Source organism: Methanothermobacter wolfeii, from assembly GCF_025397995.1.
GTDB lineage: Archaea > Methanobacteriota > Methanobacteria > Methanobacteriales > Methanothermobacteraceae > Methanothermobacter > Methanothermobacter wolfei.
This window is the reverse complement of the sequence record NZ_CP104550.1, coordinates 1,563,082-1,588,537: the sequence shown is the minus strand read 5'-3', so window position 1 is coordinate 1,588,537 and position 25,456 is coordinate 1,563,082. Positions and strand designations below refer to the sequence as shown.

Below are 25,456 nucleotides of genomic sequence, written 5' to 3'. Positions count from 1 at the left end.
GAGTAATTATCATGGAAGTTATCCTCAACAAAAGATATGAAATGGAAATCGTATTTGAGGGTGAGACACACACCCTCTGCAATCTACTGAGAAGCATATTGATGGAAGATGATACCGTGAGGGCAGCCGCCTACTCAATCGACCACCCCATAGTGGGCGAACCCGAGCTCTACATAAGGGCAAGAAGCCCTAAGAAGTCACTCCTGGCTGCAGCGGAGACCCTAAGGGAAAGATGTGATGAATTCAGGGCTCTGGCAGAGTCAATTTAATTCTTTTATCATGGAGAACAATAATTTCAGCCAGATAAAATCTGAAATAAGGATTTTAGGTATAGACGACGCACCTTTCACCCCCCGAAGCAGCGAGGATGTTCTTCTGGTTGGAACGGTGTTTCGAGGAGGGCAGTGGCTCGACGGGGTCCTGACAACAAGGATTAAGGTCGATGGACTGGATGCAACAGAGAAGATAATTGAAATGGTTAACCGTTCAAGGCATATGGACCAGTTAAGGGTCATAATGCTTGACGGTCTGACCTTCGGGGGATTCAACGTTGCAGATATAACTGAGATATTCAGGGAAACGGGTCTGCCTGTAATAGTGGTTGTGAGGAGACACCCTGACCTTGAGAGGATAAAAAGGGCCCTTATGCACAGGTTCCCTGACTGGAGGTTGAGGTGGGCGATGATTAAAAGGGCTGGCCGGATCCACCCTGTTGAGGTGAGGGACACCCTTTACATTCAGACGGCAGGGGTGGACCTTGAGGATGCTGCAGAGATTGTCAGGATATCCACGACCAGAAGTTCATTACCTGAACCCCTCCGGGCTGCTCATCTGATTGCATCGGGTGTTGTCTTTGGAGAGTCAAGGGGCGGTGCATAGCTGTGCCCCTCAAAATCCTTCTGGAGGTTCATGATTGAAGACACCACTCCTGACCGTGGACATAATCATAAGGTTTCCTGAAGACAGGGTTGTCCTTATAAGGAGGGCCAACCCACCCTACAGGGGAGCGTGGGCAATTCCTGGAGGGTTCGTTGAGTACGGGGAGACTGTGGAGGAAGCTGCAAGGAGGGAGGCCCTTGAGGAGACCGGACTTGAAGTGGAACTTGAAGGAATCCTCGGAGTCTACTCTGACCCCTCCAGGGATCCCAGGGGACACACCGTCAGCATATGCTTCACTGCACGGCCGATTTCAGGCGAAGCAGCAGCCGACTCTGATGCGGAGGATCTGAAAATATTCAAACTGGATGAGGTCTCTGGCCTTGAACTTGCATTTGACCATGGAAAAATTCTCAGGGACTTCAGGAGGGCCCTGGAGGAGGGGCAGGGGATTTAGGGGGACTCCAATATCCCTGCACAAGGTTTCTCTCAGGGTCCATGAAATCAAAATAAATATAAATGGTCTTGAATAAAAATCTTAGAAATCAGAGAAATTTCAGTTTCTTTAGCCAGGAGGAAGAAAATGGAGTTCTGTCCTAAATGCGGAGCTGTAATGTTTCCATCCAATAGGAGATTCAAGTGCCAGTGCGGCTATGAAATGGAGATAACAGATAAACTTAAAGACAAATACAACGTTTCAGAGGAAGTTGAATCAAAGGATACCGTGATATTCACAGGCGATGATGTAGGGACACTCCCCACAACAAGGGCCGAGTGTCCTAAATGTGGCAACATGGAGGCCTTCTGGTGGCTTCAGCAGACCAGAAGGGCCGATGAATCCGAGACAAGGTTCTTCAGGTGCACCCGCTGCAAATACACCTGGAGGGAGTATGATTAGAGGCAGGGTTCTTCAGGTGCACCCGCTGCAACCCGGCTCATGATTGATATTCTGGGAATGGTGTGCTGATGGTGGATGAAGGCACTGATAATGGTAAAAAAAAGGAAACAAAATTTGATGAATTCAGGCTCCTTTTAAGCAGGTTCAGGGATGAAATAACCGACGCGGAGTCCGAGGAACACTTCCCGGTCAACCTCATAATCAGGTACCGTAAGGATATTATCAGATACTCATCCATGGTTCTGGGCGCCCTCCTCATCATGGCAGGGGTCATTTCAATCATCGGATCCTCTGATAGGGTTGTGGATAACGTTGTCTCAGGGGAGAACACGGTAATAGCAGCCTTTCTTATACTCACTGGTCTTCTACTTCTGGGCCTGTCCCTTGTCCACAGCCTCCTTAATGGGACATTCATCGACAGGTTCTATAGAGAGGTGAGGGATGCTGAAGCAGGGGATAATGATGATGGAAAAGAGGCGAGAAGTGATGATTCTGGAGACGGGACCGTACCCGGAGATGCAGGACAGGCAGGGAATGGTGAAGCAGGGGATAAGGATAAGTAAGAGTATATAAAAGATGTTCTATAATATCTAGCTATACAGAATAAGGAGGACAAAAATGTTCAAGGCAGAGTTGAATGACCCTAACATTTTAAGGACAAGTTTTGATGCCATATCATCCATTGTGGATGAAGTCCAGATACAGACCAGTGCAGAAGGCATGCGTCTTGACGCCCTTGACAGATCACACATCACATACGTTCATCTTGAACTGAAGGCGGACCTCTTTGATGAATACGTATGCGATGAACCCGAAAAGATCAATGTTGACACAGAGGAACTCATGAAGGTCCTTAAAAGGGCCAAGGCGAATGACAGGCTTCTCCTGTCACTTGATGAGGGGAACCTCATAGTTCAGTTCGAGGGTGAAGCCGTGAGGACCTTCAAGATAAGGCTGATAGACATTGAATACGAGACTCCAAGTCCTCCTGAAATTGAATATGAAAATGAATTTGAGGTCCCATTCCAGCTCCTGAAGGACTCAATAGCTGATATAGATATCTTCTCTGATAAGATAACCTTCCGGGTTGACGAGGACAGATTCATAGCATCTGCCGAGGGAGAGTTCGGGGATGCCCAGATAGAGTACCTCCACGGGGAAAAGATAAATAACCCTGCAAGAAGCGTTTACTCCCTGGACAAGATAAAGGAGATGTTAAAGGCGGATAAGTTCAGTGAGACGGCAATCATAAACCTCGGAAATGACATGCCCCTTAAATTAACCCTTAAGATGCCAAGCAATGAGGGAGAACTTAGTTTCCTCCTCGCTCCTCGAATAGAGGCAGAGGAATAACTGACTGGTGAGGAATGGGGTTGGACGAATTCTTTCAGAAGCTGAGGAGGATTCAGAAGAAGGAAAGATCTGAGAGCGGCCTTGCAAGGGTTGGAGACGACTTCTATCAGAGGGTCCACAGCTACATCGAGGACCTTCTTGAATCGGTGGGCAACGACCCCTTTGCAAAGGAACACTACCTTATAAGGGACACCCAGAGGATAGCAACCGAGATATGCGAGAGGCGTGAGCACAAGATAACAGACAGTGCAGTCATGAACGTTCAGAGATCCTACCAGCTTTTCAATGGCAGACCACAGTTTGACCTGCAGGATACCACACCCCTTAACATGACCCCCGAGGAAGAGGAACTCTATTTTTCCCTTATCGACACCCTGAAGGCTTTCAGGGAGAGGATAATCCCATCCATTGACATTGATACAGGTGAGAGTTCCGGGAGGGTGGATGAAAAAGCCATGAATCCGTCCCCGGGGGAGAAGGAACCTGAACCCTTAGATAAAATAGCTCAGTCACGGGAGGATAGGGGATCTGGACCCCTGGATAGGGACTGCAACGCGGGGCTTGATGATATTGAGACAGTCCTGATATTTGACGAGATACCCTCAAGGATCATCGGGGTGGATGAGAAGGTTTACGGTCCATTCAGGCCACAGGATATTGTCACCCTCCCATCTTTAAATGCAGAGGTCTTTATAAATGCAAAGAAGGGGCGTAGAATGAGGTACTCATGACATCATGACACCTTTTATTATACCATACAAAGGTATAAATAGAGATTTAAGAAATAGTAACCCAATATAAAAAAAGTTTATCTCAGGCTTACTTTTTCATTAGAAGAGGTGATTAGATATGAAGATTCCTAAAGAAAGAAGAACTTACTGTCCAAACTGCAGGAAACACACGGTTCACGAGGTACTTGAATCAAAGAGAAGAAAGGCAAGTGAGCTTAAGTGGGGACAGAGGCAGTTCAGAAGGGTCACCGCAGGTTACAGGGGTTACCCACGTCCGCTGCCATCAGGCAACAAACCGGTCAAGAAACTGGACCTCAGACTTAAATGCAAGGAATGCGGAAAGTCCCACATTAAAAAGAAATCATTCAGGGCCGGAAGAGTTGAATTTGTAGCCTAGGGGTGATTTTAGTGATGTTTTACAATACAAGAAGCAATTTTCTCCGTGTTAAATGCATGGACTGTGGCAATCAGCAGGTTGTCTTTGACAGGGCAGCGTCACAGGTACAGTGCATAATCTGTGGTAAAACACTGGTTGAACCAACAGGAGGAAAATCAAAGATTAAAGCCCAGATTCTAGAGGTCCTGGATTAAACCTAGGTGTTTTAAAATGGTAAGAAGAAAAAATGAATGGCCTGAGGAGGGCGAACTCGTAGTGGGAACCGTCCACAAGGTCCTTAACTACGGCGCCTTCGCAACCCTGGAGGAATACCCGGGGAAAGAGGCTTTCATTCATATCTCAGAGGTCTCCTCTGGATGGGTTAAAAACATAAGGGACTTTGTAAGGGAAAACCAGAAAATAGTTGCAAGGGTCCTGCGCGTCAATCCAAGGAAGGGACATGTTGATGTCTCAATGAAAAGGATACGTGAGGATCAGAGGACAAAGAAGATCCAGGCCTGGAAAATTGAGCAGAAGGCTGAAAAATTCCTTGAACTGGCAGCAAAGGATCTTGGAGTGGACCTTGACACGGCCTATGAAAAGGTTGGATATGAACTCATGGACATATTCGGCGACCTCTACGGCGCCTTCGAAACCGCTGCAGAGGAGGGTGAACAGGCCCTTATAGATGAGGGAATCCCTGAAGACTGGGCATCAGCGATAACAGAGATCGCCAGACGCAACATAACACCCCCTGAGGTTCAGATAACTGGTTACGTCGATATCAAGTCATACGCACCCAACGGTGTCGAGATCATCAGGAAGGCCCTTAAATCAGCCCAGGATGAGGGCATAATCGTCCAGGCTGTTGGGGCTCCAAGGTACAGGCTAATCGTGAAATCCACGGATTATCTTGATGCAGAGAAACAGCTCAAGGAAGCTGCCCAGAAGTGCATAGAGATAGTGGAGAAGGAGGGTGGAGAGGGAGAATTCCACCGTGAGCTGACATGAAGATGAAGAGATGCAGTTCATGCGGGGAATACACCCTCAGGGATGTCTGCCCTCACTGCGGGGGAGCCACGGGAGTAGTATACCCTCCGAAATTTTCCCCTGAGGACAGGTACGGTAAGTACAGGAGAAAGCTGAAAAGAGAGCTTCTCATGAAGAATAACGGTGAATAAAATGAGGGAAACAACCATAAATGTCCTGGAAGATGTTGAGCTTTCCAGCCCTGTTTTTATCGAGGCCCTCCCTGGAATCGGTCATGTTGGAAAACTCGCAGCCGACCATATAATAGATGAGCTTGATGCTGTGAAGTTCGCGGAGCTTTACTCCCCATCATTCCCGCCACAGGTCTTGGTCGATGAGGATGGAATAATCGAGCCAATGAAAAATGAGTTCTATTACCTCAAGGATGCAGGTGAAGATGGCAGGGATTACATAGTACTTGTCGGGAACACCCAGGGACTTTCACCTGAGGGTCAGTATGAGATATGCGGCCTCATACTTGACTTTGTTGAAGGGTACGGTGTTAAGGAGATATTCACCCTCGGGGGCCTTGCAACAGGACAGCCCGTTGAGAAGGCAGGGGTTTATGGTGCAGCCACCAGCATGGAGCTTGCAGAGAAGCTCAGGGAGCATGATGTTATACTGAGATCCGCAGATGGGGGCATCATAGGTGCTTCAGGCCTGCTTCTGGGCATGGGATCACTTAGGGGCATGAATGGTGTATGTCTCATGGGTGAAACACCCGGCTACTTCATCGATGCGGAGGCTGCAAGGGCACTCCTCAAGGTCCTTCTTGAAATGACCAAACTTGATGTAAGCCTTGAAAAGCTGGAGGAGAGGGCTGAAGAGACCAGAAAGATGATAATGAAGGCCCAGCAGATGGAGCAGGAGATGATTGACAGGATGAACCTTAAACCCGGTGAAGAAGACCTCCGGTACATAGGTTAATTCTTTTTTTTAAGCTTTCATGGATGATCTGATGATTGTCAATGCCGACCTCCATATTCACAGCTGTTTTTCAAGGGCAACGTCCCGTAATATGGTTGTAGAGAACATAGCCCCCCAGGCACGGTTCAAGGGTCTTCAGGTGGTGGGGACGGGTGACGCCCTTCACCCTGGATGGAGGAAGATGATAGCTGAGGGCACCCGTTACCTTGGGGATGGTGTTTACCAGAGGGGGGACTGCAGTTTCATAATAACAGCTGAGGTTGAGGATTCAAGGAGGGTCCATCACATGCTTATCCTCCCATCCCTTGAGGCTGCAGAGGAAATCGCTGAGAGGATGATCCAGGGAACCCCCTCGGATGGGAGGCCAAGGGTAAGGCTGGACGGCGCCGGTATAATTGACCTTGTACATGAATATGATGGCCTTGCAGGACCTTCACATGCCTTCACACCATGGACGAGCATGTACAAGTCCTATGATAGCTATATGGACTGTTACGGTGTGAAGCCGGACTTCCTTGAACTTGGACTTTCTGCTGATACAGATATGGCTGATAAGATAGCAGAACTTGAGGATATACCCTTCCTTACAAATTCAGATGCACATTCACCGTGGCCTCACCGCCTTGGAAGGGAGTTCAATCAGCTTGAAATGGATGATGTGTCATTCACTTCACTCAAAAGGTGCATACTGAAGAAGAGGATCACAGCAAATTATGGCCTGGACCCGCGCCTCGGCAAGTATCATATGACTGCCTGCACAAGGTGCCACAGGATCTATGAGCCAGAAGAGGCACTTGGTATGAACATGAAGTGTCCCTGCGGCGGTAAAATCAAGAAGGGTGTTGATTACCGCATCTATGAACTTTCCTCATGGGATGAACCCCGCCATCCTCCCCACAGACCACCCTATGTGCATCTCATGCCCCTTGCTGAGATAATAGCCATGAAACATGGTAAGGGGGTTAAAACAAAATTTGTCCAGGGCATATGGCAGGGGCTGGTGGATGAGTTCGGCACGGAGATAGACGTACTCCTTAATGCCCCCCTTGATGGCATCGCCTCTATTGATGGGGAGGTTGCTGCTGCAGTGAGGGCCTTCCGTGATGGATCCCTTATTGTGATCCCTGGCGGCGGCGGAAGGTATGGTGAGATAAGGTTCCCTGCTGAAACCCTCGATGCCTACTTCAGCAGGTAGTTAATTCATTTCAGAAGTTCAAGCCATTCCTGAAAGCTTCTGATTATCTGGTTTTTTGTCCTTAAAGATATTTACTGGTGGTTATTAGACCTAACCTTAATATTGGTATCAGGGGATCCGGGGACCCCCATGAAATATGGACCCTACTATAATCTAATAGAAGAAGTATGTCAAATTTTATTTATTCTGCTCAGTGATACTTGAATAGTTTATGGTGTGCATCCTTTTCGATCCCTGCTACTTGAATGATTTTTTTCTGATTAAGTGTGCATCATCAGTAGAGATTCTTGAAAGGATCTATAAAAATAGTTGAAGCGGACCCGCCGGGATTTGAACCCGGGACCTTCAGATTAGGAGTCTGATGCCCTATCCTGGCTAGGCTACGGGCCCCTTCTCACTCACCTATTTTTAGCGGACCCGCCGGGATTTGAACCCGGGACCTTCGGATTAGAAGTCCGACGCCCTATCCTGGCTAGGCTACGGGCCCTTACAAAAGAGTAAAAGAATATTGAATTTTTTCATATATAAACTTTTACATGTATATGGGTGTTTCCACCTCTCCCTGGACGGTCTCTGCAAGCTTTTTAAGTCTGGATTCTATTGCCTGGGCCTCCTGAAGGAGTGGTTCAGGGTCAATACTGGTACCGAGCATGCTGTTGAGGACATCAACAACAGCTGCAGCTGCCCTTGGATCAGGGTAGGGGTTGAGTATTTCTGCAAAGAGACAGGATGCAGGTATATCCCTGACCGCACACCTTGTAAGGAGCGTGCCTGAGATTCCGTTAAGGTTGCCGAAGGGCACTATTGGAATGCCAAGATCAGCGAGCCTCTGAATGACATCCTGGCTGTTACCTGCACCTGCAACAGGCTGGGACTTTTCCCTGACAACCATGCTGTTGAATGTTATCAGTTCGTGGCTCCTGTTCCTCTCCATCCACTCCACGATGGCATTTGTCATATCATAGACCACTGTAGGGGGGAGTATGAAGTCTGAAAGGAATAGAACTATCCCCTCACCCTCATATATCCTGAAGGGGTGTATTGCAACCCCCCTGTAGAGAACGGCCAGCGGCGGGAAGTACTTTGAATCAATGTAGCCTATTTCCCTCATTTTAAGATCCTCAACAAGGAGCCAGCCCACTATGTTGCCTATAAGGCCGACGCCAGGGGAACCTTCAAGTACAACGGCATCCTCCACATCCTCTGAATAGATTGTACAACACTCTGTTTTTGTTTCAATCATCATGGAGCACCACCAGCCCCTCCAAGGTTCTTACCTGTTATAGGGTCGATGTAGATTTCACCTACAGTTTTACCATTCATTTCGATGGGGACAAGATAAACTGTTTTTCCATTCATCTTAACAAGTCTGGGGGCCCCTGCCACCGCACCCTCCTGTTTGATGTAACTCTGAGCAATTTTCTTTGCTTCAGAGGAGGACACCTTCACATTCATACCTGAATCACCACCTGCATCACCTGAACCTTCTCCGGTCATCTCTGATGAAGTGGAGGGTGATTCGCTGTGAACACTGGACTCTTCTGATGGGTTCGGGTTTGAGCTACCCTGGGGGTTCGTGAATTTCCAGAGCGACTCGGAATTCTGACTCACCTGATAACCTGCAGCAACGGCTCCAATTATCAGGACTATTGCCACTGATGCTAGAATTTTTGAGTTTATCATCAACTCACCTTCTTGGATTATGTGTTCCACAAACCTAGAGGTTTGTGGTTTCAGATATAAATAAATATCCGGCATCAGTATTACAAACTAAAAAATTCATATTAAACATTAGTGTTTCTACCAATTATAATTACTCTCCATCATTCTATAAATACTTTTCACCTTTTTCATAATTGAAAAACTTATAACATTTAAAAACAGCTATAATATTGAAGGTTTTTCGAACTTTAAAAACAAGAGGTGATACATTTGAGCGAAAGGATTGTTATATCGCCGACATCACGACAAGAAGGACATGCAGAACTTGTCATGGAAGTCGATGATGAGGGAATAGTGACAAAGGGGCGATACTTCAGTATTACTCCTGTCAGGGGCCTGGAGAAGATAGTAACAGGAAAAGCACCTGAAACAGCACCTGTTATTGTCCAGAGGATATGTGGAGTATGCCCGATACCACACACACTTGCTTCAGTTGAGGCAATCGACGACTCCCTTGACATTGAAGTTCCAAAGGCAGGAAGACTTCTGAGGGAACTTACACTGGCAGCACACCATGTAAACAGCCATGCCATACATCAATTCCTTATAGCACCAGACTTCGTACCTGAAAACCTCATGGCAGATGCAATAAATTCAGTTTCAGAAATAAGGAAGAACGCCCAGTACGTAGTTGACATGGTTGCAGGTGAAGGTATACACCCCTCTGATGTCAGGATAGGGGGAATGGCCGATAACATAACCGAACTTGCAAGGAAAAGACTCTACGCAAGGCTCAAGCAGCTCAAACCAAAACTTGACGAGCACGTTGAACTCATGATAGGACTCATAGAGGATAAGGGCCTTCCAAAGGGTCTTGGAGTCCACAACCAGCCAACCCTTGCAAGCCATCAGATATACGGTGACAGGACAAAATTCGACCTGGACAGATTCACAGAGGTAATGCCTGAAAGCTGGTACGATGACCCTGAAATAGCCAAAAGGGCATGCTCAACAATACCACTATATGATGGAAGGAACGTTGAGGTAGGTCCAAGGGCAAGGATGGTGGAATTCCAGGGGTTCAAGGAAAGAGGTGTTGTTGCACAGCACGTTGCAAGGGCACTTGAAATGAAAACAGCACTTGCAAGGGCCATCGAGATACTTGATGAACTTGACACATCAGCCCCGGTCAGGGCAGAGTTTGATGAGAGGGGAACAGGAAAACTTGGTGTGGGTGCAATTGAAGGTCCAAGGGGACTTGACGTCCACATGGCAAAGGTTGAAAACGGTAAGATCCAGTTCTACAGTGCACTTGTCCCAACAACCTGGAACATACCAACCATGGGACCAGCAACAGAGGGCTTCCACCATGAATATGGACCACACGTTATCCGCGCATACGACCCCTGTCTATCATGCGCCACCCACGTGATGGTTGTTGATGATGAGGACAGATCAGTAATCAAGGATGAAATGGTCAGACTCTAAGGGAATAACATGCCATACGACGCTGAGATTCTAGTGGTGGGCTGTGGAAACATCCTTTTCAAGGACGATGGATTCGGCCCGGAAGTTATCAAAGGCCTTGAAGAATACTTCAAGGATAGGGAAAAACCAGATAATGTAATGTTCATTGATGCTGGGACTGGCGGTCCGCACTTCGTCTTCTCACTTCCACATGAGCAGTGGAAGAAGATGATAGTGGTGGATGTTGTTGAATTCAATGCGGAACCAGGGACCCTCAGAAAATTCGATGTAACCGAGATTCCGAAGGGATCCTATGAAAACATGCATACATGGCCAGTGAGCCAGCCCCTCCATGAACTCAGTGAAAGGATTGATGTTGTGGTAATAGGATGTAAACCAGGGGAAGTATCAGCACCCAATGTTGAGATGGGCCTCACACCCCCGGTTAAAGAGGCTGTTCCCAGGGCCATTCAGATGATTTTAAAGGAGATCGGGGTTTCTAAATGAGTTTAATCGCCCGAATCAAAAGATTTTTAGGATTGGAGGCTGAAGCTAAAGGGGAAAAACCTGAAAAGGAAGAATCTGAACCTGTTGGAGCTTCAAAAGAGGAGGTTGAGAAAGTGGCTGAAGAAAATGCAAAACCAAGAATAGGATACATCCACCTGAGCGGATGTACCGGAGATGCTATGTCGTTAACTGAAAACTACGACATTCTCGCGGAATTACTCACCAATATGGTAGATATCGTTTATGGACAGACCCTCGTGGATCTCTGGGAGATGCCAGAGATGGACCTTGCACTGGTTGAGGGTTCTGTCTGTCTGCAGGACGAGCACAGCCTGCACGAACTCAAGGAACTCAGGGAGAAGGCTAAACTTGTCTGTGCCTTCGGGTCATGTGCAGCTACAGGCTGTTTCACAAGGTACTCAAGGGGTGGACAGCAGGCACAGCCATCACACGAGTCCTTTGTGCCAATAGCTGATCTCATAGACGTGGACCTTGCACTGCCAGGCTGCCCGCCATCACCTGAGATCATAGCAAAGACGGTTGTGGCACTGCTTAACAATGATATGGACTACCTGCAGCCAATGCTGGACCTTGCAGGATACACAGAGGCATGCGGATGCGACCTGCAGACAAAGGTTGTTAACCAGGGCCTCTGTATCGGGTGTGGAACATGTGCAATGGCCTGCCAGACAAGGGCCCTTGACATGACCAACGGAAGGCCGGAACTTAACAGTGACCGCTGCATAAAATGTGGAATCTGCTATGTGCAGTGCCCAAGGAGCTGGTGGCCTGAAGAACAGATTAAAAAGGAGTTAGGGCTATAGGAGGCTGTGAAGATGGTTTTAGGTACTTACAAGGAGATAGTTTCCGCCAGGTCAACAGATAGGGAGATTCAGAAACTTGCCCAGGACGGAGGGATAGTTACAGGTCTTCTTGCATACGCTCTGGATGAAAGGATAATTGAAGGAGCAGTCGTTGCAGGGCCAGGTGAAGAGTTCTGGAAACCACAGCCAATGGTTGCAATGACATCAGATGAACTCAAGGCCGCTGCAGGCACCAAGTACACATTCTCACCAAACGTGATGATGCTCAAGAAGGCCGTGAGACAGTACGGTATAGAGAAGCTTGGTACAGTAGCCATACCATGCCAGACAATGGGTATAAGGAAAACCCAGACCTACCCATTCGGTGTAAGGTTCCTTGCAGATAAGATAAAACTCCTGGTTGGTATCTACTGTATGGAGAACTTCCCCTACACATCACTCCAGACCTTTATCTGTGAAAAACTTGGAATCAGCATGGAACTGGTTGAGAAGATGGACATAGGTAAAGGAAAGTTCTGGGTCTACACCCAGGATGATGTCCTGACCCTCCCTCTCAAGGAGACCCATGGATACGAACAGGCCGGGTGTAAGATCTGTAAGGACTACGTCGCTGAACTGGCAGATGTATCAACAGGTTCCGTTGGATCACCGGATGGATGGTCCACAGTGATAACAAGGACCGATGCAGGGGATTCAATATTCAAACAGGCAGTTGAGGCAGGACTCTTTGAAACAAAACCAATAGAGGAAGTTAAACCAGGGCTTGGACTTCTTGAGAAACTCGCTGCCCAGAAGAAGGAGAAAGCAGAAAAGAACATCGCCGCAAGAAAGGAGATGGGATTACCAACACCCTTCTGATCCCATCAATTACTTTTTATTTTTAAAGATTCTTCAGAACTTCTGATCTTCGGGATTTTTAGTTAAGGTTGCTTATTGGTAATTGATGAGCATCCCTGGATTTAGTTTATGCTTATCTTGATTGGTAATTGATGTATGCACATCTTTTGATGGTTTATTCTGTGATCACGGTACAGCCATCCTTTTCAACGATAACGGTGTGCTCCCACTGGGCGACCAGGGCACCGCTTTTCTCCCTCAGGACATGGTAGGGGTAGATTGCCCTTGACTGAATTAACATCCTCATGGATGCATTGAGCCTTTTTGGTTCAAAGTATTCCTCAAGCCACCTCTGGGCAAAGGGAAGGGCATGATACTCCTCCTTGATCCTGCCAAGCACCCTCCTTGCATGGACAAGCCTCAGCGGACGGTCCCTCAGGAAACGGAAGATATGTGTCTCGGGCATGTCCGTTACAAGACCAACACCATCCGTTGCAAAGGGTTCGATTGCAAGGACATCACCCTCCTCAAGGAGATGCGGATTTCTTTCCGTTATATTCGGAATTGAAAGGCCTGAATGAAGTATCCACCGGTCCATGCTGTGCCCTGTGAGGTTTGCAACGGGTTTCATTCCATGGGAGTGTATTTTCTCCTCAATAACCCTCCCTATTTCACCAACCTCAACCCCAGCCCTTATAGTGGCCAAGGCATCCTCGAGGGCCTCCCTGGCAGCATCCATCATGACGTAGCACCTTTCATCTGCATCACCAACAGCAACCGTGATTGCAGTATCGGCTATGAATCCATCAACATGGGCACCAAGGTCCAGCTTAACAAGGTCACCTTCCTTTATCAGGGTTTTATCTCCCGGTGGTGATGTATAGTGGGCGGTCACATCGTTAATTGAGACGTTACAGGGGAATGCCGGTTCGGAACCCTCACTTCTTATAGAACCCTCAACATGGTTCACCAGCTCCAGTACCGGCATACCATCCTTTATGAGCTTTGAGGCATCGTCACGGACCTTTGAAACTATTTTACCTGCCTTCAGATATGAACTGATCATATTCATCACTAAAATTCACTGATTAAAATTACTTAAGGGTGGAAGTATATATTCTTACCATTAAATAATATATTATGGTGAGGTATATGGTGTCGGGCACGGTGATTTCACAGCAGAATATTATATGGCTTATAATAGCCATCCTGGGTTTTATAACGGTTATAATAGTCTCTATACAGTGGAGGAGGGTCAGGGAATCCCAGAATGATATAGTCATTCTTGAGAAGCAGATTGAACTTAAAAAGATATCACTGGTGGAGAACGACCTTAAGGCCAAACGTTTAATGGAGACAACGATACCGCTTCCCAAGGAAAAACAGGAAAGGCTTTCTGCAATAAGGAAGGATACAATGAGTCTCATGCATGAGCTGGGATACCTCCAGAGTGAGATAAGTGAGCGCCTGGCACTCCTTGAAGCCCAGACAGAATTCAAAAAACTCAAGAAAATGCTCAGGGATATTGAGAAGAAGGAAGCGGAACTGGGCATTAAACTGAAATGATAGGGGTGATCCTATGGGTCCTGTGGAGCTACTTGCAATCCTGATACTTGCAGGTGCGGTTATTGTCCTGATATACTATTATCTGATGGAGTCAGGTAACGGTAGAGGCGTCAGGACACAGATATATGGTATAGGTGAAAGGATAGGTGCTGAGGAGGGAGAAGGCTACATGAGTGGTGTTGGAGAGAAGGTCTCTGGAATGGGTGACAGGATTATGGGAAAGGTCAGGGATGTTCCCATAAGTACCGATGTGATTTCAAACAAGATTGATGCATTCCTCAACGAAAAGAGTGATGAGCTAATTGAGGACTGGGAACTCGCAACAAAGAATGATATCAATGACCTTCAGAAGAGGCTGAACCTCATATCAAGGAACATCGATGAGCTTGAGCGGAGGTTCAATGAGTACAGGGGCTACACCAATAAGAAACTTGAATCCCTGGATGAACGCCTGAAGAGGCTGGAAGAGGAGAGGGAATAAACACCGCAACCTTTATATACTGAAATAACAAATCTAATGTTTAGCGGGGTGGGGTAGTCTGGTGATCCCGCGGGGCTCATAACCCCGAGATCCCTAGTTCAAATCTAGGCCCCGCTATCAGTTCTTATTTCTCATGTTTACTTACCGGGGCAAGCCGGAGGGCAGCTGACGGTCCTTAAAGGGCTGAGGAAACTCCACCCATCATACAGAACCGTGGTGCTGTGAGGCATCAGCTGAGAGGCTGGACCCTGGAACAGAAACGACACGTCTCCTGGTGGATGATAATGATGCTTCAGCTGAAGAAGCAGACTGACATCAGGAGGATCGGTGAAACGGCCATTCCACGGGATGCAAGGACAAATACTGCCTGTGACTACTGTAGGAGGCAGAGGTAGTCCGCCAAGATGAATGCTGCCAAAACAGAAGGTGGGTTACTCCCGGCATGCCCCACTCAATTATAAACTTCAGAGAAGGAGCGTTTCTCAATTTTAAGTAAAAAATAAGTGGCTTCAATGGATTCAGATTCAGTTAAAAAATTGATTTTGATGGTATCATCCTTCATTCCGGTGGCTGTCCGCTGTGGTGCAATGTTAGTGGATTATGGCGTCCTTCACCTTATCAAAGAAGCCCTTATCGTCATGGATCTCATCACCGCTTATACTTGCAAATTCCTTCAGCAGCTCCTTCTGTCTGGAGCTTAGTTTTCTTGGGGTCACAACCTTCACCTTCACATACAGGTTGCCGTAGCCGTTCCATTTAAGGTGTGGCATCCCGTGCCCCTTAACACGGAAGGTTGTGCCGCTCTGGGTGCCTGCAGGTATCCTGAGCTTCACGGGCCTGTCAAGGGTCGGAACCTTAACGGTGTCCCCGAGGGCCGCCTGCACGAAGCTTATAGGCTTTTCAGTGTAGAGGTTCGCACCATCCCTTTCAAATATCCTGTGGGGTTTGACCTTTATCACAACGTACAGGTCTCCTGGCTGGCCTCCGCGAAGACCCATCTCACCCTCACAGGGTATCCTGAGCCTTGAACCTGTTTCAACACCAGGGGGGATCTTCACGTGTATCGTACTGGTCTTCTTCACGATCCCCCTGCCGTTGCAGTTACTGCAGGGTTTTTCAACGACTGTTCCCTCACCCTGACAGTCCGGGCAGGTGCTTATGTTCATCATCTGACCCAGTATTGTGTTCCTTACCTGCCTTACCTGCCCGCTACCGCCACATGTTGAGCAGGTCCTTGTACCTGTACCCGGTTCTGCACGTGTACCTTTACAGACAGGGCACTTCTTTGTATGGGGCACCCTTATGTCTGTTTCAAGTCCCCTGTATGCGTCTTCAAGGCTTATTTCAAGGGTGTACTCCAGATCAGCGCCTCTCTGGGGTCCACGTCTTCTTCCCCGTCCAAATCCGAACATATCGAAGATGTTACCCACGTCAAATCCAAGGCCGCTGAATATGTCCTCAAAGTTGATGTTGCTGAATATATCCTCCTGGCTGAAGCCATCCATACCGGCATGGCCGAACTGGTCATATCTTCTTCTTTTCTCATCATCGGATAACACTGCGTAGGCTTCACTTATCTCCTTGAACTTTTCAGCTGCAGCGGGGTCATCACTGACATCAGGGTGGTACTTTTTTGCAAGCCTACGGTAGGCCCTTTTTATTTCCTTCTTATCAGCACCCCGATCAACACCGAGGACCTCATAGTAGTCACGCTTCGCCATCGAATTTCACCTGTACTCTAAAAGTAGTCCTGAAAATCAGTATGAGTTCATGGTATAAAAAAAGTTTGGGATGGGAGGTTAATTTTTAACCTCAAAGTCGGCGTCTATTGTGTCATCACCCCCGGCCTGGCCCCGGGATGCCTGGTCTTCGGAGGTGTTAGCTGCCTGCTGCTGGGCTGCCTGCTGGTATATGACCGCACCTATTTCCTGAACGGTCTTTGTGAGCTCCTCTGTCTTTGCCTTTATGGCCTGGATGTCATCACCGGCGATGAGTTCACGGAGTTCGCTGACCTGTTTTTCAACCGCCTCCTTCCTGTCTGATGGCACCTTATCACCGAGTTCCTGGAGGGTCTTTTCAGCCGTGTAGATCATTGAGTCAGCGTTGTTCCTTATTTCGATTTCCTCCTGCTTCCGCTTGTCTTCTTCGGCGTGTTTCTTGGCCTCCTCGATCTTCTGTTTTATTTCTTCCTCTGATAACTTGTTTGGTGCTGTTATGGTTATAGCTTGCTCCTTTCCGGTTCCAAGGTCCTTTGCTGAGACGTTCAGTATACCGTTGGCGTCAATGTCAAAGGTGACCTCTATCTGGGGCACTCCACGGGGTGCGGGGGGTATCCCGACAAGCTGGAACCTTCCAAGGCTTGTGTTGTCCGCTGCCATGGGCCTTTCGCCCTGAAGCACATGTATGTCAACGGATGTCTGGTTGTCTGCCGCGGTTGAGAATATCTGACTCTTCTTTGTGGGGATCGTTGTGTTCCTCTCGATCAGTTTGGTGAAGACCCCTCCAAGGGTCTCTATACCCAGGGATAATGGGGTTACATCAAGGAGCACAAGGTCCTTTATTTCACCTGCAAGGACCCCTCCCTGTATGGCCGCACCCATCGCAACACATTCCATGGGGTCTATTCCCCTTTCAACGGGTTTTCCTATGAAGTCCTCAACGAATTTCTGGACTATGGGCATCCTTGTAGGTCCACCCACAAGGATTATCTTATCAACGTCCTCCCTGCTCATGCTGGCATCCTTGAGGGCCTGTTCCATTGGACCTGCACATCTCTGGACGATGGGGTCAACAAGTTCTTCCAGTTTGGCCCTTGTGATGGTCTTTATGAGGTGTTTTGGACCGTCCTGTGCAACGGTTATGTATGGGAGGTTTACCTCGGTTGTGAGGGTTGTTGAGAGCTCTATCTTTGCCTTTTCGGCAGCTTCCCTCAGCCTCTGAACCGCCTGGTCATCCTCCATGAGGTCTATTCCTGTCTCTTTCCTGAATTCCTCGGCAAGATAATTCATTATGGCGTTGTCCATGTCCGTACCGCCGAGCTGGGTGTCACCGCTTGTGGATCTTACCTCAAAGACTCCTCCACCGAATTCCATTATTGTAACGTCCAGTGTTCCACCACCAAGGTCAAAGACCATTATGACAAGGTCCTCGTCTTCCTTGTCAAGGCCGTAGGCGAGGCTTGCTGCTGTTGGCTCGTTGACCAGTCTGACAACTTCCAGTCCTGCGATGGTACCGGCATCCTTTGTTGCTGTCCTCTGGTTGTCGTCAAAGTATGCGGGTACCGTTATAACTGCCTTCTTTAGCTCCTCGCCAAGGAAGGCTTCGGCGTCCTTTTTAATCTTCTGGAGTATGAATGCAGAGATCTCCTGTGGTGTGTACTCCTTCCCCTGGACCTTGACCTTGCGATCGGTACCCATACTCCTCTTTATGGCCGTGATGGTGTTTTCAGGATTGGTGACCGCCTGTCTTCTTGCCGGTTCACCCACCAGCATCTGGCCGTCCTCTGTAAATGCCACGCAGCTAGGGAATGACTTACCATACTGGGAGGCACCCTCTGCACTGGGTATGATGGTTGGCTTACCACCTATAAGGACTGCGGCTGCAGAGTTACTTGTTCCAAGGTCAATACCGATGATTTTTTCTTTCTTCGCCATATGATCACCTCAATCAGCTTTTCTTACATACCTTAACAATTGAATGCTTTATTATTCGATCATTGAGCCTGTAACCCTTTGATAACTCCTCTATGATCATACCATCCTCGTATTCATCATGGTTTTCAACCATAACGGCTTCATGCTGGAATGGATCGAATTTCTCACCCTCTGCAGGGATTTCACTGAGGCCCTCCTTTCTGAGGGTGTCCCTGAACTTTTTATAGATCATCTCAAGGCCGTCATCCTCGGCCCGGTTTTCAAGGGCCCTTTCAAGGTCCTCGTACACATCAAGGAGTTTAAGTATCAGCCTTTCATTTGCGTTTTTTATGAGTTCTCTTTCCTGTTTCTGCACCTGTTTCTTGTAGTTCTCAAAGTCTGCCTGGAGTCTCTGGAGGTGTGAGGTGTACTCCTCTATTTTCTCATCCTTTTCACTCACTTCATCTTCAAGTTCACTTAAGCGTCTTTTAAGTTCGTTTAATTTTTCTTCACAGTCACTGTCTGGTTTAGAATCAGTTTTTTCCTTGCACATCACTTCACCTTTTTCTTCTTTTAAAAATTATTAAAGTTACCGTAGGTTACATATAGTCTATAGCTATTATACTAACAAAACGTTATATAAACCTTTCGACATAACATTATCCGATGACCGGAAATTCTACTGACGACGGAAACATGGAAGCAATCCTTGATGTTATGGGATGTAAAACAAGGAGGGAAATAATAAACCTCCTCCGTGAGGAGCCCAGGTTTGTCAGTCAGATATCAAGGGAACTAGATATCGGACAGAAGGCCATAATAGAACACCTCAGGGCCATGGAGGAGGCAGGGATTTTAAGTTCATTCTTCAGGAAGATAGAGAGGGGAAGGCCAAGGAAATACTATGACATCTCAAGGGACATACATGTCAGCATAACAATAAACAGGAACACATTCAGGGTCGATGTTGCCGACGAGGTCCTCAGGAGGAAACAGTTACCCCCCGGTGACGACTGGGCCAGGCTCATCAATATTGAGAGAAGAATAAAGAAGGGTGAATGGGAAGCCCTTGAGGAGCTTAAGAACCTCATAAGACTCTACGACCACCTTAAAAGAAAGGCCGAGGACATTTTATCAGAGGCAGAGGGCCTCAGAAGGACCGAGTAGGCGGCATCTTCTGAGGGTTCAGGATCACCATCTTTAGAAGGACTAAATAGTGGACTTATGTTGAGTATTCTGCATACCCTCGGCATGTCTGGAAGCACTGAAGGGTGAACTCAACCGTATTTGAGGGATGCAAGCACCGCCTGGCCAAGGGACACGGAACCGTCCCCGGCACATGAGTTCCTGTGCTGGATGAAACCGTAGCCCTCCCTGTTTATGTAGTCCCTCACGGCAAGGCTTATGGCTTCATTATAGAACACCCCACCTGTTCCACCTATACACTCAACACCCGTATCTACTGCTGCAAGGACAGCCATCTCTGCAAGACCCTCTGCAACAGCCCTCTGGCCTGCATATGCTATTTCATTCACATCTTCACCCCTCTCCAGGAGGTCCATCACCTGGAGGAGTATCCCTGACGTATTGAGGATGTACCTGCCCTTACTCCTTTTAACCTCAAAGGGGATTTTGAGGTGTCCCCTGGCAGCGAATGCTGCTGATTCAAGTTTCATTGTGCATTCCCCCTCATAGGTCCTCCTTCCGCAGATGTTAAGTGCGGCAGATATTGCATCAAGCACACGACCCGTACTGGTGCTTAAACTCACATTAAGACCTGATTCAAGCTGCTTTATCACTGTATCGATTTCCCTTTCACCATGGGGGAAGTAGTGGATGTAACGCCTGGTGAAGATTTCCCTCAGTTCTTCAGCGTCATGGTACTCTCCAAGTATTGAAAGGAGCATCCTTGCAGGATACCTTGTTGCAAGGTCTCCGCCAGGCATCTTCTGGGGCATGAGGCTTCCAAGTCTCCTGTACTCGGGGCCAGTGCAGTGGAGGATTTCACCACCCCATGAGGTCCCGTCATCCCCGTACCCAACACCATCTGCAGCTATACATATGCACTCGTCCACCATGTTGTCGAACATGAGGGCAAGGGAGTGGGCGTGGTGGTGCTGGACCCTGAGGATTTCTGCAGATAATTCCTCAGCCACCTCCTCGGCGTACCCTGTGGTAAGGAAGCGGGGGTGGAGGTCGCATGCCACAACGTCCAGTTCATCTGTCCCTGTTATGTTCATGAGGTGCTCCACGGCTTCCTTCAGGAACAGAAAGGTGTCGTATCTGGACGTGTTCCCTATGTGCTGGGACACATAGCACTGCCCCTTCCTCAGCACCGAGAAGGTAACATCAAGTTCGGGTCCAAGGCAGAGTGCAGATACGTCCCCCGATATACCTGTAAGGTCATAGGGTTCAGGCGCGTAACCCCTGGACCTCCTTATGAACGCCATCTCACCACCCCTGAAACGGACAACAGAGTCATCGCAGCGGTTCACTATCCTCCTGTTGTGGAGGAGGAAGTAGTCTGCAATACCATCCAGGCCTTCAATTATGTCCCTGTTCCTTACGAGCATGGGATCCCCTGGCCTGTTTGCTGATGTCATGACATATGCAGGTGCATCAGTGTACCTGAAGAGGACGTGGTGGAGGCCGGAGTAGGGCAGCATGACCCCTATGTTGTGGAGTCCCGGTGCAACAGAGGGGGCGAGGCAGTAGTCACTGCTTTTATTGAGGACAACGATGGGCCTTCTCCTTGATTTAAGGACCTTCTCCTCCCTTTCTGATACCACAGCGTATCTGCGTATGGATTCAAGGTCCGGGGACATGCAGGCAAAGGGCTGGCCGGGTCTTCCAAGTCTTGATCGAAGCTCCATGACAGCATCATCATCATCGGCCCTGCATACAAGGTGAGTCCCCCCTATACCCTTGAATGCAATTATTTTACCCATATCAAGAAGTTCAGCAGCCCTCATGATGGGGTCATCAGTTTCCATAACCTTTTTCCTGTAGAGGAAGAGCTCAGGTCCGCATTCAGGGCAGCATGTTGCCTCTGCATGGTACCTCCTGTCCAGGGGGTTGAGGTATTCCTCCATGCAGGATTCGCAGAGGGGGAATTCACGCATACTCGTCCTTTCACGGTCATAGGGCACCGATTCAATGACGGTGAATCTGGGACCGCAGTCTGTACAGGCCGTGAAGGGGTAGAGGTGGCGCCTGTTATCTTCATCCATTATCTCCCCAAGGCAGAGGTCACAGGTTGCAACATCTGCGGGTATGACGGATGTGCCTGAAAATTCAGATGAACTCTCCTTTATACTGAAATCATGGAAGCTAAGCTTTCCAATCCTTTCAAAATCCACTTTAACATTGCTGATTCTTGATATTGGGGGTTTTTCGGTTTTTAACCGAGCTATGAATTCATCCAGCCGGGAACGTTCACCTTCAACGACTATTTCAACGGCGTTTCCAATGTTTCTAACGTATCCTGTGAGTCTGGTTTCATCTGCAAGTCTGTAAACGGAGGGTCTGAAACCAACACCTTGCACTATTCCCTCAACTATGATATGGGCCCGGTACATTTTATGCTCCTTAAGGGTTTTTATGCTAAGATTATATTCATGGACTTATAAAATTAGGTAGTGATGTCGGTCAGATCAATTCTGAGGAAACTTATTGAGGGAGAGATTTCACTGGAAGAGGCTGAAAGGGCAATTGAATCAGGCTCCATGGTCATCGGTGACGGTATAAGGTTTGATGTGTCACGCAAGATGAGGACGGGATTTCCTGAGGCGGTTCTGGCGTCTGGGAAGAGTGATGATGATCTTGTTGACATCATACTGGATGTCAGGGATGTTATTGTAACAAGACTGCCCGGGGAGAGGTTTGAGGCCATAAGGGACAGGGTGGAGCATCTCAGGGAGGATGGATACCGGGTGGATTATCATGAAAGGGCCCGTGTACTGGTTGTTAAATCAGGAAAGCCAGCAACAATTGGGAGGGTGGGTGTACTCGCTGCAGGAACATCTGACATACCCGTTGCCGAGGAGGCCAGGGTGGTTGCCGAGGAGGCAGGATGCGAGGTCATGACTGCCTATGATGTGGGGGTTGCAGGTATACACCGCCTCATCGAGCCCCTCAGGGAGATGCTTGAAGCTGATGTGAGGGTCCTCATTGTGGTGGCGGGCATGGAGGGGGCGCTTCCATCGGTTGTTGCGGGACTAGTCCATGTCCCTGTTATAGGGGTCCCGACATCGGTCGGTTATGGTGTGGGGGAGGGCGGCTTCACAGCCCTGAACTCCATGCTACAGTCATGTTCACCTGGCATAGGTGTTGTTAACATAGATAATGGCTTTGGAGCTGCTGTGCTGGCCGTTAAAATCCTCAGGGCCATGGAGTAATCTGTTAGGGGGTTTTTTGAAGGTCTGCACCTCCACCTTCCATAGAATCTTTTTCAGGGGTTAATCTGGAATTATGGACTCCTGTAGGGCCTAAACCGCCTCTTCATGGTCATCAGGGTCCGGATCGGTTAATCTGGAATTATGAATTCCTGTAGGGCCCCGGGTCACAGCGGTTGCAGGTGAGATGACCATAGTCTTTAATCTGAGTCCGAATTCCTGTAGGACCCGTAACGTTTGCCCCATTCACAAAGCTCGTCGAGTATGGGTATAACCGATTTTCCCTTCTCTGTGAGGCTGTACTCGACCCTTGGAGGCACCTCAGGGTAAACGGTCCTGCTGATGAGGCCGTGAGCTTCAAGCTCCCTCAGGGTCTTGGTGAGCATCCTCTGGGTTATCTTGGGTATTTTACGGTTTATTTCACTGAAACGCAGCTTACCGTCCTTGAGAGCGCACAGGACAAGGGATTTCCATTTTCCACCTATCTCATTCACCGCAACCTCAACTGAGCATATGTAGTCATCCTCATCCATAACAGACACCAGTTACTTCTATGTGTGTAAGTATACTTTATGTATGTATATAGTTTCGCTGTAAGTACTAACTTTAAATACTTTAAGTTACTTTATTATATTAAAAAGGGTTGAGAGGTGAAAAATATGATGGTAAGCTTTGACTTACAGCACTTCTGCTGCGGTCCAAAGGGCTGTCAGATAGAAATAGAGTACGGCGAAATGCTTGATGCCGAGCAGTAACATTCCTATTTTTATTTTCTCATAGGAAACTATTTTTATTTTATCCGCTGATCTGCACTATGATGTTTTTTAAGATGGCTATGCCAGGTACTCATGTCCATGTTCCACTGCTGGATGTAGCATGGAGCTGACTTGACACTGGAGCCATTGATGTGATAGTATGGATATAGTAAAGTTTGAACCATCTTACCACAGCCCAAGGAGGGTAAGCGAACTCATATACCTGACAGACAGGGAACTATTTGACAGGTTCCTCAGGGACCCGGTTGATGTCATTGAAAAACTTCTCATTGCAGGCGATAACCCCTACGGACATGAAGGAGTGATGGTAGCATCTGAGGAACAGGAAGTCCTTGGCGCCATGCTTCATGGAACTGCAGATGCCACCGGCAGCATTCACAGGGTTTGCAGGAATCTGGGGTTCTCTGACTTCATAAGGTTCACCATAATGGAACTTGTGGACTCGACCGTCACATTCCCCCTTGAGGAGGATGACCTCTACATCGCTGCACTGGCAGTTTCTCCTGAATCAAGGGGCAGGGGTATTGCAACAGCCCTCCTGGAAACTGCGGTTGAAATGGGTGTTGAAGGTGGATTCAGAAGGCTTGCACTTGATGTAGACCCTGGAAATGAAGCTGCAATCAACCTCTACATAAAATTCGGCTTCAGATTCAGGGGTAAAAGGGAGATGAAACTATTCAGAAGGGGATTCCATCAGATGGAACTCCTTCTTTAACCATGGCCTGATGATTCTTTTGGGCCAGTAATAACGGGCCTCATAGGTAGGACCATGATTATTATCCCTTGCTTGAATGCATTCCTGGTATCTGGTAGCTGTACCCGGTCCAGTTCCTGATTATTTTCTCCTTGATGAGAACTCATCAAGAAGTCTTTCAAGGGGGACCCTCTTGTAAACCAGTAGAAGCAGTGTGTGGAATATGAGGTCAGCGGCCTCCTCAACAAGGTTCTCATCGTTCTTTGAGGCTATTATAACTTCAGCTGCCTCTTCACCGATCTTCTCAAGTATCTTATCCTCGGCCCTCTTTTCATCGTCGGTCATGAGCCCTGAAGTATATGAGTCTACAGGATTGTCCCTCCGGTCCTCAAGGACCCTGTAAACCTCCCTTATTATACCCTCATCTGTCATGTTTTCTACCTGCCATAGCCTTCCGCATACTTGTTGTTATTGCTATCAGGGGGTGCTGGGCATCATCAATGACCTCAATGTCATCAAGGGTATGGATGCCATGGAGGTCTGCTGTTTTCTCCATGCCCAGCTTCATATCCTTTTTTATATCAATCACATAGGAGTCGATCTCATCATAGCCAAGCCTATATGATGCAAGGGTCCTGTGGTGTCCGTCCACAAGGACGTACCGGTCCCCGGTCTTGACAACGATTGTTGGTTCTGCAAGGCCCCTCTTGATCTCGTAGGTCCTGCCCTGGAGCTCATCGGCATAGACCTTGCTCTGGGTCGGCCTCAACTTTTCAATGGGGACCTTCATCCTTTTAACCTCAGGTTTAACACCGTATAACTGTTCAAGGGTTTTCTTGAAATAGTTCACCTTCATTGGAGTGGATCTCTCAATGTGGGACCTCACTATATCTGTATTTGTTATTATACCGACCAGTTTTCCCTCCTTGTTTATCACAGGGAGCCTGGATATCCCCATCCTGAACATAACCCTCGCAGCATCGTTGAGGGACATATCCTGGTCCGCCACCACAACGTCCCTTGACATTATCTCGGAGACCGATTTGACCCATGGTTTTATAAGGAGGTCAAAGGCGGTCACCATACCGATGACGGTACCGTTGTCCTTAACAGGAAAACCATCATGGCCTGTTTCCTTCATGAGCTGGATTATCTCTGCTGTTGATGTATCCGAGGATACAGTAATAACGTCCCGGGTCATATAGTCCTTCACAAGCGCCTTGTTACTCAT

32 protein-coding genes, 3 tRNA genes and 1 other RNA gene are annotated in these 25,456 nt (G+C 48.0%); 24 read left to right on the top strand and 12 right to left on the bottom strand.

Features of this window, described 5'->3' with window-relative positions; genetic code table 11:
- The first annotated feature begins 11 nt into the window (after positions 1-11).
- From N5910_RS08820 to N5910_RS08760, 13 genes are all read left to right on the top strand, one after another.
- Positions 12-269: a DNA-directed RNA polymerase subunit L gene (locus tag N5910_RS08820; RefSeq protein WP_074359556.1), complete on the top strand. Its 258-nt coding sequence runs from the start codon at positions 12-14 to the stop codon at positions 267-269.
- A gap of 10 nt (positions 270-279) precedes the next feature.
- The gene (locus tag N5910_RS08815) at positions 280-879 is read left to right on the top strand and encodes an endonuclease dU (RefSeq protein ID WP_261599573.1); all 600 of its coding nucleotides are present in this window, start codon (positions 280-282) and stop codon (positions 877-879) included.
- A 34-nt stretch (positions 880-913) separates the two neighbouring features.
- Positions 914-1,333 carry an NUDIX domain-containing protein gene (locus N5910_RS08810; RefSeq protein WP_074359554.1) on the top strand — a complete coding sequence of 140 codons (420 nt, stop codon included), beginning with the start codon at positions 914-916 and terminating at the stop codon, positions 1,331-1,333.
- Between the two features lie 126 nt (positions 1,334-1,459).
- Positions 1,460-1,774 (top strand): transcription factor S, encoded by a 315-nt coding sequence (locus tag N5910_RS08805; RefSeq protein WP_074359553.1) that lies wholly within the window; start codon positions 1,460-1,462, stop codon positions 1,772-1,774.
- 68 nt (positions 1,775-1,842) lie between these two features.
- Positions 1,843-2,337, top strand: coding sequence for a hypothetical protein (locus N5910_RS08800; RefSeq protein WP_074359552.1), 495 nt, complete (start codon positions 1,843-1,845; stop codon positions 2,335-2,337).
- Between the two features lie 55 nt (positions 2,338-2,392).
- A complete protein-coding gene (pcn, locus tag N5910_RS08795; RefSeq protein ID WP_074359551.1) occupies positions 2,393-3,127 on the top strand; it encodes a proliferating cell nuclear antigen (pcna) in 735 nt (244 codons plus the stop codon).
- Between the two features lie 20 nt (positions 3,128-3,147).
- On the top strand, positions 3,148-3,858 hold the full coding sequence (locus N5910_RS08790; protein WP_074359550.1) for a DNA replication complex subunit Gins51: 711 nt from the start codon (positions 3,148-3,150) through the stop codon (positions 3,856-3,858).
- 118 nt (positions 3,859-3,976) lie between these two features.
- Positions 3,977-4,255: a 50S ribosomal protein L44e gene (locus tag N5910_RS08785; RefSeq protein ID WP_191216238.1), complete on the top strand. Its 279-nt coding sequence runs from the start codon at positions 3,977-3,979 to the stop codon at positions 4,253-4,255.
- Between the two features lie 14 nt (positions 4,256-4,269).
- On the top strand, positions 4,270-4,449 hold the full coding sequence (locus N5910_RS08780) for a 30S ribosomal protein S27e (RefSeq protein ID WP_074359548.1): 180 nt from the start codon (positions 4,270-4,272) through the stop codon (positions 4,447-4,449).
- A 16-nt stretch (positions 4,450-4,465) separates the two neighbouring features.
- The gene (locus tag N5910_RS08775) at positions 4,466-5,245 is read left to right on the top strand and encodes a translation initiation factor IF-2 subunit alpha (protein ID WP_074359547.1); all 780 of its coding nucleotides are present in this window, start codon (positions 4,466-4,468) and stop codon (positions 5,243-5,245) included.
- A complete protein-coding gene (locus tag N5910_RS08770; protein ID WP_074359546.1) occupies positions 5,242-5,415 on the top strand; it encodes an RNA-protein complex protein Nop10 in 174 nt (57 codons plus the stop codon). Before N5910_RS08775 ends, N5910_RS08770 begins: the two co-directional genes overlap by 4 nt.
- A 1-nt stretch (position 5,416) precedes the next feature.
- Positions 5,417-6,190, top strand: a complete 774-nt coding sequence (locus N5910_RS08765; RefSeq protein ID WP_261599572.1) for a proteasome assembly chaperone family protein — start codon at positions 5,417-5,419, stop codon at positions 6,188-6,190.
- Positions 6,191-6,221: 31 nt separating this feature from the next.
- On the top strand, positions 6,222-7,385 hold the full coding sequence (locus N5910_RS08760) for a TIGR00375 family protein (protein ID WP_261599571.1): 1,164 nt from the start codon (positions 6,222-6,224) through the stop codon (positions 7,383-7,385).
- A gap of 315 nt (positions 7,386-7,700) precedes the next feature.
- On the opposite strand, the gene N5910_RS08755 is transcribed toward N5910_RS08760, so the two are convergent.
- The 4 genes from N5910_RS08755 to N5910_RS08740 all read right to left on the bottom strand — a co-directional run bounded on the left by N5910_RS08755 (position 7,701) and on the right by N5910_RS08740 (position 9,068).
- Positions 7,701-7,775 (bottom strand) — tRNA-Arg (locus tag N5910_RS08755).
- A gap of 22 nt (positions 7,776-7,797) precedes the next feature.
- Positions 7,798-7,872 (bottom strand) — tRNA-Arg (locus N5910_RS08750).
- Between the two features lie 45 nt (positions 7,873-7,917).
- Positions 7,918-8,628, bottom strand: coding sequence for a proteasome assembly chaperone family protein (locus N5910_RS08745; protein WP_261599570.1), 711 nt, complete (start codon positions 8,626-8,628; stop codon positions 7,918-7,920).
- Entirely contained in the window at positions 8,628-9,068 is a 441-nt protein-coding gene (locus tag N5910_RS08740; RefSeq protein WP_074359542.1) for a PepSY domain-containing protein, read from the bottom strand. The genes N5910_RS08745 and N5910_RS08740 overlap by 1 nt, the downstream gene beginning before the upstream one ends.
- A gap of 249 nt (positions 9,069-9,317) precedes the next feature.
- On the opposite strand from N5910_RS08740, the gene frhA reads away from it, so the two are divergent.
- Genes frhA through frhB form a run of 4 tightly spaced genes read left to right on the top strand, consistent with a single transcriptional unit; the run spans position 9,318 to position 12,703 of the window.
- Positions 9,318-10,535, top strand: coding sequence for a coenzyme F420 hydrogenase subunit alpha (gene frhA / locus N5910_RS08735; RefSeq protein ID WP_074359541.1), 1,218 nt, complete (start codon positions 9,318-9,320; stop codon positions 10,533-10,535).
- A 9-nt stretch (positions 10,536-10,544) separates the two neighbouring features.
- Positions 10,545-11,021, top strand: coding sequence for a coenzyme F420-reducing hydrogenase, FrhD protein (gene frhD / locus N5910_RS08730; RefSeq protein ID WP_074359540.1), 477 nt, complete (start codon positions 10,545-10,547; stop codon positions 11,019-11,021).
- Positions 11,018-11,845: a coenzyme F420 hydrogenase subunit gamma gene (gene frhG, locus N5910_RS08725; RefSeq protein ID WP_074359539.1), complete on the top strand. Its 828-nt coding sequence runs from the start codon at positions 11,018-11,020 to the stop codon at positions 11,843-11,845. Before frhD ends, frhG begins: the two co-directional genes overlap by 4 nt.
- Before the next feature lie 12 nt (positions 11,846-11,857).
- Positions 11,858-12,703, top strand: a complete 846-nt coding sequence (frhB, locus tag N5910_RS08720) for a coenzyme F420 hydrogenase subunit beta (protein ID WP_191216235.1) — start codon at positions 11,858-11,860, stop codon at positions 12,701-12,703.
- Between the two features lie 154 nt (positions 12,704-12,857).
- Here frhB and map read toward each other — a convergent pair whose 3' ends face one another.
- On the bottom strand, positions 12,858-13,748 hold the full coding sequence (gene map / locus N5910_RS08715; protein ID WP_191216234.1) for a type II methionyl aminopeptidase: 891 nt from the start codon (positions 13,746-13,748) through the stop codon (positions 12,858-12,860).
- An 86-nt stretch (positions 13,749-13,834) separates the two neighbouring features.
- On the opposite strand from map, the gene N5910_RS08710 reads away from it, so the two are divergent.
- The 4 genes from N5910_RS08710 to rnpB all read left to right on the top strand — a co-directional run bounded on the left by N5910_RS08710 (position 13,835) and on the right by rnpB (position 15,175).
- On the top strand, positions 13,835-14,248 hold the full coding sequence (locus tag N5910_RS08710; RefSeq protein WP_191216233.1) for a hypothetical protein: 414 nt from the start codon (positions 13,835-13,837) through the stop codon (positions 14,246-14,248).
- A 13-nt stretch (positions 14,249-14,261) separates the two neighbouring features.
- The gene (locus N5910_RS08705) at positions 14,262-14,729 is read left to right on the top strand and encodes a hypothetical protein (RefSeq protein ID WP_074359535.1); all 468 of its coding nucleotides are present in this window, start codon (positions 14,262-14,264) and stop codon (positions 14,727-14,729) included.
- A 42-nt stretch (positions 14,730-14,771) separates the two neighbouring features.
- A tRNA-Met gene (locus N5910_RS08700) sits at positions 14,772-14,846 on the top strand.
- Between the two features lie 32 nt (positions 14,847-14,878).
- Positions 14,879-15,175: RNase P RNA component (rnpB, locus tag N5910_RS08695), an RNA gene on the top strand.
- A gap of 144 nt (positions 15,176-15,319) precedes the next feature.
- Here the strand turns inward: rnpB and dnaJ are convergent.
- The 3 genes from dnaJ to grpE form a co-directional block, all read right to left on the bottom strand.
- Complete coding sequence (gene dnaJ / locus N5910_RS08690; protein ID WP_074359534.1) at positions 15,320-16,450, bottom strand: molecular chaperone DnaJ; 1,131 nt, start codon at positions 16,448-16,450, stop codon at positions 15,320-15,322.
- A 78-nt stretch (positions 16,451-16,528) separates the two neighbouring features.
- Complete coding sequence (gene dnaK, locus N5910_RS08685; protein ID WP_261599569.1) at positions 16,529-18,382, bottom strand: molecular chaperone DnaK; 1,854 nt, start codon at positions 18,380-18,382, stop codon at positions 16,529-16,531.
- 13 nt (positions 18,383-18,395) lie between these two features.
- The gene (gene grpE / locus N5910_RS08680; protein ID WP_074359532.1) at positions 18,396-18,914 is read right to left on the bottom strand and encodes a nucleotide exchange factor GrpE; all 519 of its coding nucleotides are present in this window, start codon (positions 18,912-18,914) and stop codon (positions 18,396-18,398) included.
- 113 nt (positions 18,915-19,027) lie between these two features.
- Here grpE and N5910_RS08675 point away from each other — a divergent pair, with 113 nt between their 5' ends.
- On the top strand, positions 19,028-19,528 hold the full coding sequence (locus N5910_RS08675; RefSeq protein WP_074359531.1) for an ArsR/SmtB family transcription factor: 501 nt from the start codon (positions 19,028-19,030) through the stop codon (positions 19,526-19,528).
- Between the two features lie 110 nt (positions 19,529-19,638).
- Here N5910_RS08675 and hypF read toward each other — a convergent pair whose 3' ends face one another.
- Positions 19,639-21,939 carry a carbamoyltransferase HypF gene (gene hypF / locus N5910_RS08670; protein ID WP_261599568.1) on the bottom strand — a complete coding sequence of 767 codons (2,301 nt, stop codon included), beginning with the start codon at positions 21,937-21,939 and terminating at the stop codon, positions 19,639-19,641.
- A 63-nt stretch (positions 21,940-22,002) separates the two neighbouring features.
- Here hypF and larB point away from each other — a divergent pair, with 63 nt between their 5' ends.
- The gene (gene larB / locus N5910_RS08665) at positions 22,003-22,758 is read left to right on the top strand and encodes a nickel pincer cofactor biosynthesis protein LarB (protein WP_261599567.1); all 756 of its coding nucleotides are present in this window, start codon (positions 22,003-22,005) and stop codon (positions 22,756-22,758) included.
- A 197-nt stretch (positions 22,759-22,955) separates the two neighbouring features.
- Here the strand turns inward: larB and N5910_RS08660 are convergent, their stop codons facing one another.
- Positions 22,956-23,288, bottom strand: coding sequence for a winged helix-turn-helix transcriptional regulator (locus tag N5910_RS08660; protein ID WP_074359528.1), 333 nt, complete (start codon positions 23,286-23,288; stop codon positions 22,956-22,958).
- Between the two features lie 382 nt (positions 23,289-23,670).
- Here N5910_RS08660 and N5910_RS08655 point away from each other — a divergent pair, with 382 nt between their 5' ends.
- On the top strand, positions 23,671-24,246 hold the full coding sequence (locus N5910_RS08655; RefSeq protein WP_261599566.1) for a GNAT family N-acetyltransferase: 576 nt from the start codon (positions 23,671-23,673) through the stop codon (positions 24,244-24,246).
- A 120-nt stretch (positions 24,247-24,366) separates the two neighbouring features.
- Here the strand turns inward: N5910_RS08655 and hisE are convergent, their stop codons facing one another.
- Together hisE and N5910_RS08645 are read right to left on the bottom strand one after the other, a co-directional pair.
- Positions 24,367-24,657 (bottom strand): phosphoribosyl-ATP diphosphatase, encoded by a 291-nt coding sequence (gene hisE / locus N5910_RS08650; protein WP_074359526.1) that lies wholly within the window; start codon positions 24,655-24,657, stop codon positions 24,367-24,369.
- Positions 24,647-25,456: a CBS domain-containing ParB/RepB/Spo0J family partition protein gene (locus N5910_RS08645; RefSeq protein ID WP_074359525.1), complete on the bottom strand. Its 810-nt coding sequence runs from the start codon at positions 25,454-25,456 to the stop codon at positions 24,647-24,649. Before N5910_RS08645 ends, hisE begins: the two co-directional genes overlap by 11 nt.